The sequence below is a fragment of the Nocardiopsis flavescens genome (assembly GCF_900141985.1).
In the GTDB taxonomy this organism is placed as follows: domain Bacteria; phylum Actinomycetota; class Actinomycetes; order Streptosporangiales; family Streptosporangiaceae; genus Nocardiopsis; species Nocardiopsis flavescens.
Genome location: NZ_FQZK01000009.1, coordinates 119,072 through 131,678 on the forward strand (window position 1 = coordinate 119,072; position 12,607 = coordinate 131,678).

The following is a 12,607-nucleotide window of genomic DNA, read 5'->3' on the forward strand; positions in this document are numbered from 1 at the left end:
GCAAAACCGTCGGGCGTAAACGGTTTCCTTTCGTGCGCGGCCGGTGAAACCATCAACGCCGAACGGACATCAGATATCAGTGTCCGCCTCCAGCGGCGGACGCGAACACGTACGAGAGGCCCTGTACCGCCGTCGGAGGAACCACCGTGAAGTTCGATCTGGTCGAACCCCTCGACTGGGAGGACCCGCCGCAGACCGTCCAGGACGGGGACGAGCAGCCGCTCCCCGCCGCCGGACCGGTCCGCGCCGCCGCCGACCACGCCCGCGACCGCTTCCGCACGGAGGCCGGGAACCTCCAGGCGGCCCTGGGCCACATGTGGCACGTGATCACCTCGTCCCAGGCCGGGGAACCGGTCGTCCCGACCGCCGGCGCCGCGGCCCCGGCCAACTTCCGGCCGGGCGCCTTCTCGTCCCGCGACGCCTGACCCGGGCGCCGACACCCCCGTCCGACCCCTCCGACCCGAATCCGGGACCGACAGGTCCGCACCACGCCGGCCGCCCGCCGACCGGCGCACACGCGAAAGGAACAGTCCGTGTCGCAGTGGAACATCCAGCCCGCGGCCGTGGGCGGTGTGCTCCAGTCCGTCGCCGGCCACCTGGGAGAAGAGGGCAGCGGCGAGGGCCTGGTCGGCGTCATGGAGAGCGTCGAGGAACACCTGATGGACTGCGGTGAGTACGCCAAGAGCGGCATCATCGGGATGGCGCTGGGCGAGTTCGCCGGGCACTACTTCGGGATCATGGGCGACATCGCGGGCCTGACCATGGCCGCCGTCACCGGCGCCAGCGAGGCCACCACCCACTACATGAACGGCAACCTGGAGATGGCGGAGGAGTCGCAGGCCAACGCCGGCGTCATCCCCGAACCCGAGCCGCCGCCCGTGTACGGCCCCAACCAGCCCGTCTGACACCTCCTTTCGCAGCCCGGTGCCAGCCCCCACCGGCCACCCGGACCCGCACCGTCCGCCCGGCGCCCCCGCCGGGCAGCCCCCGGACACGTCGCGGATCCGTGCCCGCAGACACGAACCCCGGGAAGAACCGCGGCCCCGTACCGCCAGCGGACTTCCCCCGGCACAGGTAACGGTGGTCCCCCTTGTCCGACCTCATCGACCCGAGCGGCTTCCCCGTTCCCGAGACGCTCACCTACTCCCTCGACCTGGTCGCCGCGAAGCTGAAGACCGACGGCACCGACCTCACCGACACCACCGCCGACATCACCGGCGCGTGGGGCGGGCTGGAGGGCATCTACTCCGCGCCCGAGGACCAGGACCTCTTCACCGTCCTCAGCCCGCTCACGGGTGACGCCGAAGAGGTCTCCACCGCGCTGTCCACCACCTCCGACGCCCTCAGCGCCTTCGCGGAGACGGTCCGCGACATCAAGGCGCGCTGGGCCACCCTCAAGACCGAGTCGTACGCGTTCCTCAACAAGATCGAGGGCGACGACGACTGGCGCGACGGCGGCGGCTTCCTGTTCTGGAAGTCCGAGAGCCCCGAGGTCGCCGAGCACAACGCGTTGCTCGACCGGGCCGCGGGGCTGCTGCACGAGTACGAGGAGGCCGAGCGGACCTGTGCCAACGCCATCACCGTGCAGTTCGGCGGCACCACGTTCATCGCCCAGAGGGCCGACGGGTCGGTCACGGCAGGCTCCGGCGAGTACGTGTACGGGTTCGACGCGCCCCTGGAGGGCGTCCCCATGGAATGGGGGGCGCCGCAGACCACCGACCACGCCTGGTACAACGACTTCGGCGACGCCGTCGGCGACTTCTTCGTGGGCATCGCCGAGGACGTCGGCGGCATGGTCGGCGCGCACGGGCCGAACGGGTGGTTCTCCGGGGACTGGGGCGACAACCTCTGGGACTACTGGGGCGGCACCGTCGAGGGCCTGGCCGGACTGGTGGGAGTAGGCAAGGACGAGAACGGCGAGTGGGGCTGGTCCCTGGACACCGCGGGCAACGCCTGGAAGGAGGCGGCCCACGCGGTCGTGCCGTGGGAGGAGTGGGGAGACCGGCCCTGGTACACCATCGGCACCGCGCTGCTGAACGTCGGCGCCGTGGTGGGCGGCGCGCTGCTCACCGCCACCGGAGTTGGCGCGGTCGTGGGCGTGCCGCTGATGGCCTGGCGCGGTGCCAAGATCCTCAACTCCGTCGGCGGCAGCCGCACCCCGGACGTGCCCGACCTCGCGGACTTCCCCGGCGGCATCGACCCCTCTCTGCTGTCGCGGATCCCCCGGTTCGGCGACGGGTCCTTCCGGCCGCTGGACCTGAGCGACATCGACGGCCTCGACATCGACAGCGCCGACCTCGGCCGGATGAACGCGGCCCTGGAGCGGCTCAACAACGCCGACAACGGCTCGGGGCTCCCCGACGGGAGCGACGGCCGGCGCACCACGGACACCGGCTCCGACGGAGAGAACGGCTCCGTGCCGCGCGGTGCCGCCAACACGAACCCGGAACCGGAGGCGGAGAACACCGGAAACCGCCGCAACGGCGACTCCGACTCCGATGAGACGGTCGACCCGACCGCCGACCAGCTCGATGCCGGCCAGGAGTTCCTGGACGGTGTCGATCCCGAGTCCCGCCGCCGGCTGGAGGAGGGGCTGAACGGCGAACAGGACCGCTGGGTGGCCTCGCAGGAGGTGCCCGACGACGCTTCCTCGCTCAACGACACCCCGGTGCAGCGGTACGAGAACGAGCCCTCCCGCGTGGAGGCCGACGCCGAGCAGCGGGTCGAGGTCGACAGCGCGGGCAACGAGATCAACGCCCGCAACGACGGCACCGTCAACAACAGTGTGGGCGACGGCGGCACCCCGCAGGACACACCGCGCGGCGGTACATCCGGTACGCACATCGACTCCGATACGGGGCGTGGTGCAAGCGCCGGCGGTGGCGGCGGTGGCGGAGGCGGGAACGGTGGTGGAGGCGGCGGTCTGCCGGACGGGCCCGACGACCGCGGCTCCATCGCCCGGACGGACACGAACCGGCCGGAGTACCTGCCGCACCGGAGCGACAAGATGGACCCCGACCTGCAACCGCAGGTCCTGGAGGCCATCAAGGACGTCCCCGGCGTGCGTCAGCTGAGCCTGAACAACGCCGAACTCGAACGGATCCTCGGCAACCTCACCCGGCGCCCCGGCGGACAGCAGATCGCCGACATGATCCTTGACGGACGTGTCACCAAGATCGATGGCTTCAGTGATATCGTCTCCAGCCTCAAGAACAGCCGTGACATCGAGTCCAAGAACCAGGAGATCCGCCTGGCCTTGGACATCCACGAGTCCGGTGTTCCCCTGGACCGGATCGAGTTCCGGGGCAAGGACCTGAAGACGGGCGAAGACCTGGATGTGGCCGTGCTGGATGAGAACGGGAACGTCCTGCGGGGATACCAGGCCTACCTGCCCGAGCCCGAGAGCACCAATCCGCTCCGGTCGGCGATGAGGAAGTTCAACAAGCAGCTTCCGTTCGGTACCGACACGCAGCACCGTGTGGGCGTGGTGGAACTGCGGATGAACAGGTCTGACGTCTCCCCGGAGGACCTTCTCTCGGTGGAGAGGTACACCGAGGAACGGGGCGTCAACATCCAGTTGCATTTCCAGGACCAGACCGTTCTCTACCCGAACGGCACGCGGATTTACCAGGAGGGTATGTGATGGGCGACCTGCAGAGGGCCCCCGAGAGCGTCGGCGCGTGGCTGTGGTTCGTCGTACCGGACGGAGCACCGGACACCGCCGCGGTCCTGGCCCCGCTGGCGGAGGCCGCCGCCGTGCTCCGGGAACACGGGCTGCTCCACCTGGAATCGGTCGACGCCGTCTGGGAGCACCCCCGCGGCGGTCGCATCGACGACCTTCGCACCGTGCCCGTGCCGGGTGGGGCGATCACCGAATCGCTCGTGCGAGACATCGAGGAGACACGTCCTTCGGAGTCCTCTGAGGCACGGCTGAAGCTGGTGCGAACCCATGGGTCCGGGACCTGGGTCGACGGCTCCGGGACCGCCCGCACGGAGGACGACCTGGTCGTGCTGGAGTCAATGCCGGTCCTCGATGAGATCTCGCTGGAGGCGGCGGTCCACCATGACGTCTGGGCCCGCTACGCCTTCTCCGGAATCCCGCACCCGCAGGTGTACGACGCGAACGCGCCGCGCCTTGCCGCGGCCCTGCAAGGCATCGAAGCCGCCGTGGGCACGAAAACCGAGCCCGGGGACTCCACTGGCTTCGGTCGGGTGCAGGGCTACGGCATCCAGGACCCCGAGCCGGACGACATCGAGGACGGCCGCGCACCGGATCTCACCTACTTGCTCTCCTGAAGAGGGCATCGACTCCGAGTACCTGTCCGAGCACATCGTCGAGGCCACCTGGTACGGAGAGTTCCCCGTGTGAGTCCCGGCCCCGTCGACGGGGCGCCCGCACCCGCCGACGGGTCGAACACCGACTCCGGCTGGACCGGTGAAAGGCCCAAGAACGGTTACGGGCTGAGTAACGAGCAGCGGGTCCGGCTCGCCGATCCCTACCTGCGCGACCTGGACATGTGTTCCGGCAGGAACTTCGTCCAGGACTTCATGGACCGTGTCAACAACCACCCCGAGCTGCTCGATACCTTTTACAAGGAGGGGAACGGGTCCAAGTGGAGCGCCGACGATGTGATCGGCGAATACGGGATCCCCAAGATCGAGCAGTTGAGTGACGGGACGTGGAGGGCTAAGAGTGACCTTCCCACTCCGCCCAAGCCCGACTATCTGCTTCCTGATAAGCAGGAACTGTTCCCGAGGCGTGACGGGAATGCCGATAATGCGAAGCTCGACCTCATGGCCGGTGTCCGCAGGGATGAAATAGATTCCTCCACTCGGATCCGCGAAGCAATGCAGACGAAGAAGGACGAGAACGGCTGGGACGACGACCATCCCGAGATCGTCAAGCTCGACGAGGAGAGGAACCAGGTCCTGGGCCGGATCAGCCGGGCGGGCGAGTACTACGGGGAAGAGGTCGCCAGGTCATACGTGCCGGAGATCTTCGACGGTTCCAGGAAGGTCCAAGTTCGGAGTCTCGATGCCGACGGCAACGTCACTCTGCAGGAGATGACCCTTCCGGAAATCAAGGGAGGGGACCTCCTGGACAAGGTCGAGACCGCTCCCAACAGCGGGAACTACCAGTTCGACCTGGTTCACGCCACCACGGACGGCGGCTTCGTCGTCACCGAGGCCAAGGCCGATGTCCAGACCGAGCTCGGAAATCGCAAGGTCGGTGTGGGGGACAGCGAGAGGAGGGTGTCCCAGGGGACGGAGGATTACCTCCGCGCGACCTTGACCGATATGATCAGGCGCGGAAATGCGGACACGAGGGCAAGCGACATACCCCTTGGCTCCGGCTACGTCAACGAGCTTGATCTGGCCCAGGAAATGCTCGCAGCCCTGGCAGAGGACCCGAGCAAGCTCCACTACGCTGAGATCAAGGGCGTCTCTACAGCCACGGGTGCACACGGGGGCGTCAGTTTCGGCCTGTATGACCTTTCGCCGAAGCTCCCAAGGAATTAGAAAGAAGGTTTTCTCGATGATTTCCGACATTCCCAGGCACGATGTGGGCATGCCGCATTATCGCCAAAGGATGCAGCAGTTCCCGGATAAAATCGAGAAGCAGGTGTCGTGGATCGTCGGCAAACCCTCGATGGCGGGTATGGCCTTGGACAACATCGCTTTGGAGGCCCAGGTCTGTCTGGCGGTGGACCCGCGGGCCGCGGAGCTGTTGACCTGGGAGGCGTGGACCACGTGGATGCAGGTGGCCGAGGCGCCGTTCGCGATGTGCGTGCTGGAGCCGGGGCAGACCACCGAGCGGATGATCAACCAGAAGGTCCGCACCCTGCACCACCTTCCGCCGGGGCCGGAGTGCGACGCGGGTACCTGGCTGACGGCGTTCTTCCTGGCGGTGACCTGCCGCGACGAGAAGCGGGTCGCCTCCCTGTGCGGGATCACCCCCGAGTTCCTGCGGGAGGCGAGCGAGGCCAGGGGCGGGGCGTTCGACGACTACGTCTACCCGTGGATCGCCGCGATCCAGGACTTCATCCTCAACCGTCCCTCGCTGGGGGACAACCTCTACCGGGCGATGGAGCTGTCCAAGCCCGAGAACACCACGATCAGCACTCCTGAGAACCTGGACCGGCTCGTCTTCCCGGTGATGAACGCCTTCTACCGGCTCGTCGAGCAGGACACCGCCGAGTTCGACGGGGCCATGGAACAGGGCGTCCGACTGTTCCGGGAGCACTACACAGAGAACGACGAACGCGCTAAGGACACCGAGGGCGCGGTGCCGCTGCGGCTCCTCGGGGTGGCGTGCATGGCCTACGACCTGGCCCGGGTCGTTCCGGATTTCCACCCCGACCTGGACTCCCCCTACTTCCCCGTCCACATCCTGGAGCGCACCCGACACGACGACATCCCCCTCTGAAATCGATGCCCCCGAGGAAGCGGGGCGAGAGCGTTGCGAGTGGAGCGCCACGAGATCGGGTTCGTGGTCGACGACTACCGGCGCGAGGCCAACGCCAGGGGCAGGCAGATGGCGCTCCAGACCCTGGTGGGGAAGCCGTGGTTCCTCCTGAGGAGGGTGGATGCGGCTGTGGACACGGCTCGTCAGGAGCTGTTGGTGGATCCCCCGGCCTCGCGGTTGGAGACGTGGGAGGCGTGGGTGTTCGTGAGGCAGATCGCCAACGCCGCCTTCCAGCTCTCCGAGGTGGAGCTGGGGCAGGAGGCGGTGCTGCGGGTCGACCACGAGGACCGGCGGATCCGGATGGGCAGGCGCGTGCCGGTGGCGCGGCCCGCGGACTGGGAGACCGCGTTCCATCTGGCGGTGACGTGCCGGGACCACGAGCGCGTGCGGGCGCTGTGCCGGATCCCGGTGGAGGGGTTGCGTGCGTCGGCGGCCCGGGGCGGGTCGGAGTACCTGGAGTTCACCTGCCAGTGGATCGACACGCTCCAGGAGTTCGTGACCGGCGGTCCGGACCTGGTGGGCAAGCTGACGCGGTCGATGGAGCTGTGCGACCCGCTCGCGGTGCCGTTCGGCGCGCAGAGCGTCGAGGCGCTGTCGTTCCCGCAGATGGAGGTGTTCCGACGGCTGCTGACGGGCGATCCGGAGGAGTTCGTCAAGGCGCTGGTCCAGGCCCTGGAGGACCACAAGCGCTTCTACGGACCTCGCGGACATGAGTCGCGGAAGCCGGACGGTGTGGTGCCGCTCAGCCTGCTGTCGCTGGCGTGCCTGGGTGTCGACGAGTTCGGTCGGCAGGACCCGGGTTTCACCCTGGGCATCGACTCCGAGTACCTGCCCGAGCACATCGTCGAGGCCACCTGGTACGGAGAGTTCCCCGTGTGAGCCCGGCCCCGTCGACGGGGCGCCCGCACCCGCCGACGGGCGCGGGCGCGCGGGGTCACGGCATCTCGCGCAGGACCAGGACCCGGCCGTCGTAGTACGTCCGCTGGACGTGGGAGTCCGGGTTGAGGTCCTTGTCGTCGAGGTACTCCGGCCAGGTCATGAAGTACACCCAGTCCGGCTGCGCCTCCAGGGTCTCCACGCCGGGCACCTGTCCGACCTCGCCCAAAGCGATGGGGCGGCCTCCGGCGACCTCCCGCATCGCCGCGTAGTCCTGGGCGGAGGGCTGGTTCTTCATCCAGATGTCGATGCTGGCGATGTCGACGTACTCGTCACCGGGCCAGTAGTCGCCGATGGAGTCGACGTCGACGTCCTTGACGTTCCAGTTGGAGACGAGGTTGGTCAGCCCCCGCTCTCCCGTCAGGTGGTCGTGGGTGATGCGGAAGAGTTCAGCGCTGCCGTCCTCCCCGGGACGGCCGCCCCACCAGGCCCAGGGGTCGTTCATCTCGTGGAGCGGGCGCCACACCACCTCCACCCCCTGTGACTCCAGTTGGCGCAGGTAGGGCACGGCCTCGTCGAGCCGCGCCTTCCAGGCCCGGTTGAGCGGGCTGCCGTCGGTGATCAGCTCCGCCCACTGCCCGTCGTCGAGCGAGGACATCACGCCGTCCTCCCACGAGCAGGAGGAGCCCTGCGTGGGCGGGCACACGTGCCAGGTGAGCGTGACGATCGCACCGTTGCCCCACTGGTGGGCGGCCTCGTCCACCATGGTCTGCCGCGCTTCCACGTCCGAGGAGGCGAAGAGGAAGTCGCCTCCCCACAGGCCCGGGTACTCGCCGGTGATGTCGAAGACCCGGCGCGTGTGCCGGGCTGGGTCGGAGTTGGGCTCCTTGTTGTGCTGCCCGCTGACGGTGGAGGTCCCGGAGATGCCTTCCAGGAAGGCCAGCGTGTCGTCCACCCGGGCGGTGCCGGGGGCGGCTCCTCCGGGCGGGGCCGCGGCGGTCCCCGCGGCGGACGGGGCCGCGGTCAGCAGTGGGGCGGCGACCAGCAGGGCGGTCGCCACGCGGACGGCGTTGCGGCGAAGACCCTGGTAGCGGGGGTGTCCGGTCACTTCTTCCTCCTGGGGGAGACTCTGGGCGACGACAGGGGTGTCAGGGCGCGCTCGACAGGAACTTAAGCGCTTAAGTTCCCAGATTCGGTACTCCTCCGTGATTCGTCAACCCCGGTAAGTGACTCTTTTCGCCCGGGTGCGGGCCGCGGACGGCCCTGTGCCCCCGCACCCCGTGTCCTAAGCTCGGACCCGACGGCCGGGGGCGGGACCCCCTCCGCAGACGGACGACGCAGGGGGAGCGGGTGCGACGGCTCACGATCGCGGACATCGCCCGGGAGGCGGGCGTGTCCACCGGAGCGGTCTCCTACGCCCTGAACGACAAGCCGGGGGTCGCACCGGGGACACGCGAGCGCATCCTCCGGGTCGCCGCGGAACTCGGATGGCGCCCCAGCTCCGCCGCCCGGGCGCTGACCGGCGGCGGTGCGGGCGCGATCGGACTGGTCGTGGACCGGCCGGCCCGGGTGCTCGGCAGCGAACCGTTCTTCACGCACTTCCTGTCCGGGGTCCAGGTCGCCCTGCAAGCGCACTCGGGGACCTCGCTGATGCTCCAGATGAGCGACGACCAGGAGGCCGAGCTGGACACCTACCGGTCGTGGTGGGCACAGCGCAAGGTCGACGGCGTGCTCCTGGTGGACCTGCGCGTGGCGGACCCGCGCGCGGGACTCGTGCGCGGGGCGGGCCTGCCCGCGGTGGCCGTGGGGCCCCCGCAGGAGGCATGGGGCGTGCCGTCCGTCTGGACCGACGACGCGGCGGGGGTGGCGCAGGCCCTGGAGCACCTGCACGGGCTCGGGCACCGGGACGTCGCACGGGTATCCGGCCCGGAGCATCTGCTGCACACGCGGGTCCGCGACGAGGCGTTCTCGCGGGTGATGGAGCACCGCGGGCTACGGCCGGGGATCCTGCACACCGACTACACCGGTGACCAGGGAGCGAGCGCCACCCGCCGCCTGCTGGCGCGGACCCCGCGCCCGACCGCGATCCTGTACGACAACGACGTGATGGCCGTCGCCGCGATGGGTGTGGCGCGGGAGCTGGGGCTGGACGTGCCCGGGGACCTGTCGGTCATCGCCTGGGACGACTCGCCCCTGTGCGGGATCGTCCGCCCGGTGCTCACGGCGGTGCGCCGCGACATCGAGGAGCACGGCCGGATGGCCGCGGAATCGCTGCTGCTGGCCGTCGCCGGCGAGGAGGTCCCGGACCGCAGGACCGGGGACCCCGAACTCATCGTTCGGGGCACCACCGCGGAGCCGCGCGGCACGGGATGAGGGGGTACGGGCGGCGGTGCCCGCCGCGGTGGCCGGGCCAAGGGCCGGTGGTGTTCGGGCAGGCGTGGGCGCGGCCGGGGTCGGAGCCGGGGAGACGGGTCGCGGCGGGGGAGGGGCCCGCCGGGGTCCGGGGCGGGGGACCGGCCGGGGCGCGGTCGGGAGTTCGGGGCGGTACGGGAAGCGGCCGGCGCGGCAGGGGAGTGGGACGATCCGGGATCAGGCCGCGGGCCGGGAGTGAGGGCCGGGGCGGGGTCGTCCACAGCTCGGGGACGGGCGATGGCGGGGCGGGGAACCGCGGGTTAGCGTTGATACCGGGGGAGCGTGGCCCCGCGGCGGACGGGTACGGCCCCCCGATCCATTGTCCGCCGCGATGCGCACCCCCGTCGACCGCCTTTCGCGGCCTGTGGAGAACCGGGGACGTTCACGCCCCTCACCCCACGGTGTGGGCGCGCAGCCGCTCCTCCAGTTGCTCCGGTGTGGGTTCCACCTCCGTCCGCCACGGCGCGTCCGGGTTCCGGTGGGTCGCCATCCACAGCGATCCCGTCCAGGCGATGCGGTGCGTCGTGCCCCAATCGGACCGCAGCCGTTCGAGGGTCAGCTCCGGCGGTTCCCAGGCGTGCCCCTTGGCGTCCTCGTGCGGTCCGTCGTGCCCCGCCTCCAGCAGGCACACCCTACGGGTGCAGGCCTGGTCGAGCCGGGCCTCCCCGCACAGCGGCGCGACGTAAGGAGTGGAGAAGTGGGGAGGGGTCGTTGTCATCGAGCGGCCTCCTTGGCGTCGCAGAGCCTCCGGTCCAGGAACGTGACGGCGGCGTGGGCGTCGTCGGTCTCCCGTGCGTGGCGCAACGCGTCACGCACGGCACGGACCCACCGTTCGTCATCGGTCCCCGCACCGTTGCGGCCACCGACACGGTCCAGTGCGTCCGCGGCGGTGTCCAACAGGTCGTCGAGATAGATGCCGTTCATCATGGAAGCAGTTCCCTCTTCGGCGATGAAAATTCGGATGTGCCGCGAGTGGGTCCGTGAGGTTTCCCACGCGACTACTGTGACCTGCGATATCGGCTTACGGTCAGCACCTTTGGGGCTTTCGGGAAGAAAGGCGGGGCGTACCGGTTTCCTTGGGATTCCTCCGGCAACGCGCGAGGGGGAGCCGGAGGTTCGGGGCGGTCCGCCGCGGGAGAACGGACACGCGCGGCGGGCGACGGGACGGGGGCGGGCTTGGCCGATGCCATGGCGGTTCCGGGTGTGCCGAAGGGTGTCATCCCCCGGATGGCACGCGGTACCGGACGCGGGGGTCCTGGGGTGCGCGGTCTCCGTGTGGGCGGTGCCGGAGCCGCGCTTGCACCGGCCCGTGCGACCAGGGGCTTTAAAGTGCGACACCTTCCTCGGATAGGTTCAGTCCTTTTCTGAGAGGGCGGTTTCCAATAAAGCTCTCTAAATCGGACTAAAGCCTTACTTCGGGCTCATATCTTTGGTCGGTGGGGGTTCTCCTGTGCGCCTCTGAACTGCGAAGACGGCGAGGTTCGCAACTCTCTTCGAATTCGTTACGGAAAAACGGGGTTCGCTGTCCACCCGGTGCCCTAACCTGGCCGCATAAACGCATAGAGAGACCTCGCGGTGTTTAAAGAACACCCGAGGCCGTGGCCGGCAACTTCTACTTTTCACAGACAGGATTGCCAGCGTGCGCCAGTTTAGCGCTGCGCTCCTTGAGCCTGCCCTCGGGCTGCTCGGAGCGCTGTTCCGCTCTCCCCGCGGTCGGCATGCCCGAACCGCTGGTCCCCTCGCCTTCCGCCGCAGGTCACGGCGTGTTCGCCGCTGCACCGCCGCCCCCGGTCCCGCCTCCGGGAACGGCTCTGGCCCTCCGGTCCGGCCGCCTTCCCCGACCCCCGCCGAGCCGCGGACCCGCGAGTCGGCCATGCCCAGGGAGACCTTCCCGGCCGACGAGATCCCGATCGTGCGCCCCTACTTCGCGGCCCACGAACAGGCCGCCGACCGCCTTCGTGCGAGGCCCGCCCTCGTGGGCCCGGGGCCCGACGAGCACGAACTCGACCGCATCCAGGCGCAGGCGCTCGCCCGCCTGAGCGAATGGACCGCACCGCGCGCCCCGAAGGCCCCCGTGCTCGCGCCCGCCGGGGGAGGGGCCCCGGCCGGCGTCGACGCCGTTCCGATCGCCTCGGCGGCCTGGGCCCGTGCCTGCGCCGCCTCGGTGGTCTCCCCGGGCGTCCCCCGCCCCGCCCCCGCTCGGCCTTCGATCCCCGCCGTACCGCCCGTTCCGAGGCCCCGGCCCGGTCTGCCGGGCGACCTGCTCGCTCCGGACGCTCCGCGGACCGCGGCCCCCCGGGTCCCCCGGCACCGGCGGGAGTCCGCTCCCGTCGGCCGGTCCGGTCCCGGCGATGAGCTGGAGGAACGGGCGACCGTCACCCGCAGGTGGCTGGCGCAGCAGGGGCGGCGCGGGGTTCCGGCGTGAAGCCCGCACCGATCCGGACATGGCCGCACCGCGTCTTGCCGGGGTTCCCGGCCTGACCGGCCGCCGTCCGTCACGACCTCGCCGGGTGCGTTTCCGATCGGACCGAAACCCGGGCCCGGTGGGGGAGCGGCTGTGCTCCAGCGCCGTCGAGTACACGGCCCCGCGGGAGTGCGGTGGTCGCGTCGTCCGCACCCTGTGGACAACGGACGGCGGCGGGACCCGCCTCGGGCCCGTCGCCGTGGGGTGAGGTGAGGCGATTTCGCGGATCCCGACCACCCACAGCGGCGGTGGAGGGAGTCGGGCGGCGCGTATCGCTGTTCACGGAAAAGTTGTCCACAGGCTGGGGATATCTTCCGTCGCACCCGTGGGTCGAGGTCGGCCACCGCGTCCGGGCCGGAGCCGGGCCGACCGGTCCCCCCGGGACCACC

General features: G+C 70.0%; 12 protein-coding genes. 9 read left to right on the forward strand and 3 right to left on the reverse strand.

Translation table 11 applies throughout. The features are described from left to right. Positions 1–146 precede the first annotated feature (146 nt). From BUE45_RS16205 to BUE45_RS16235, 7 genes are all read left to right on the forward strand, one after another. The gene (locus tag BUE45_RS16205; protein WP_073380170.1) at positions 147–425 is read left to right on the forward strand and encodes a hypothetical protein; all 279 of its coding nucleotides are present in this window, start codon (positions 147–149) and stop codon (positions 423–425) included. Positions 426–533: 108 nt separating this feature from the next. After that, positions 534–905, forward strand: coding sequence for a DUF6507 family protein (locus BUE45_RS16210; RefSeq protein ID WP_073380171.1), 372 nt, complete (start codon positions 534–536; stop codon positions 903–905). A gap of 185 nt (positions 906–1,090) precedes the next feature. Beyond that, complete coding sequence (locus BUE45_RS16215) at positions 1,091–3,643, forward strand: hypothetical protein (RefSeq protein WP_073380172.1); 2,553 nt, start codon at positions 1,091–1,093, stop codon at positions 3,641–3,643. Next, positions 3,643–4,296 (forward strand): hypothetical protein, encoded by a 654-nt coding sequence (locus BUE45_RS16220; protein ID WP_073380279.1) that lies wholly within the window; start codon positions 3,643–3,645, stop codon positions 4,294–4,296. Before BUE45_RS16215 ends, BUE45_RS16220 begins: the two co-directional genes overlap by 1 nt. Positions 4,297–4,365: 69 nt before the next feature. Continuing rightward, the gene (locus BUE45_RS16225; RefSeq protein ID WP_073380173.1) at positions 4,366–5,520 is read left to right on the forward strand and encodes a hypothetical protein; all 1,155 of its coding nucleotides are present in this window, start codon (positions 4,366–4,368) and stop codon (positions 5,518–5,520) included. 70 nt (positions 5,521–5,590) lie between these two features. Continuing rightward, positions 5,591–6,427, forward strand: coding sequence for an immunity 49 family protein (locus BUE45_RS16230; RefSeq protein WP_245833284.1), 837 nt, complete (start codon positions 5,591–5,593; stop codon positions 6,425–6,427). A 39-nt stretch (positions 6,428–6,466) separates the two neighbouring features. Beyond that, positions 6,467–7,345, forward strand: coding sequence for an immunity 49 family protein (locus tag BUE45_RS16235; protein WP_073380175.1), 879 nt, complete (start codon positions 6,467–6,469; stop codon positions 7,343–7,345). Between the two features lie 55 nt (positions 7,346–7,400). On the opposite strand, the gene BUE45_RS16240 is transcribed toward BUE45_RS16235, so the two are convergent. After that, complete coding sequence (locus tag BUE45_RS16240; protein WP_073380176.1) at positions 7,401–8,450, reverse strand: glycoside hydrolase family 26 protein; 1,050 nt, start codon at positions 8,448–8,450, stop codon at positions 7,401–7,403. Between the two features lie 242 nt (positions 8,451–8,692). Between BUE45_RS16240 and BUE45_RS16245 the strand changes: the two genes are divergently transcribed. After that, the gene (locus BUE45_RS16245; protein WP_073380177.1) at positions 8,693–9,715 is read left to right on the forward strand and encodes a LacI family DNA-binding transcriptional regulator; all 1,023 of its coding nucleotides are present in this window, start codon (positions 8,693–8,695) and stop codon (positions 9,713–9,715) included. A gap of 430 nt (positions 9,716–10,145) precedes the next feature. Here the strand turns inward: BUE45_RS16245 and BUE45_RS16250 are convergent, their stop codons facing one another. Further along, complete coding sequence (locus tag BUE45_RS16250; protein WP_143173380.1) at positions 10,146–10,472, reverse strand: hypothetical protein; 327 nt, start codon at positions 10,470–10,472, stop codon at positions 10,146–10,148. Continuing rightward, positions 10,469–10,681 carry a hypothetical protein gene (locus BUE45_RS16255; protein WP_073380178.1) on the reverse strand — a complete coding sequence of 71 codons (213 nt, stop codon included), beginning with the start codon at positions 10,679–10,681 and terminating at the stop codon, positions 10,469–10,471. The genes BUE45_RS16250 and BUE45_RS16255 overlap by 4 nt, the downstream gene beginning before the upstream one ends. Before the next feature lie 946 nt (positions 10,682–11,627). On the opposite strand from BUE45_RS16255, the gene BUE45_RS16260 reads away from it, so the two are divergent. Then, on the forward strand, positions 11,628–12,179 hold the full coding sequence (locus BUE45_RS16260; protein ID WP_073380179.1) for a hypothetical protein: 552 nt from the start codon (positions 11,628–11,630) through the stop codon (positions 12,177–12,179). Positions 12,180–12,607: the final 428 nt, after the last annotated feature.

What these genes read in the sequence shown, in the direction of transcription:
- BUE45_RS16255 (WP_073380178.1), bottom strand. Translation starts at nt 10,681, where the DNA reads ATGATGAACGGCATCTATCTCGACGACCTGTTGGACACCGCCGCGGAC.
- BUE45_RS16230 (WP_245833284.1), top strand. Translation starts at nt 5,591, where the DNA reads ATGCAGCAGTTCCCGGATAAAATCGAGAAGCAGGTGTCGTGGATCGTC.
- BUE45_RS16220 (WP_073380279.1), top strand. Translation starts at nt 3,643, where the DNA reads ATGGGCGACCTGCAGAGGGCCCCCGAGAGCGTCGGCGCGTGGCTGTGG.
- BUE45_RS16260 (WP_073380179.1), top strand. Translation starts at nt 11,628, where the DNA reads ATGCCCAGGGAGACCTTCCCGGCCGACGAGATCCCGATCGTGCGCCCC.
- BUE45_RS16250 (WP_143173380.1), bottom strand. Translation starts at nt 10,472, where the DNA reads ATGACAACGACCCCTCCCCACTTCTCCACTCCTTACGTCGCGCCGCTG.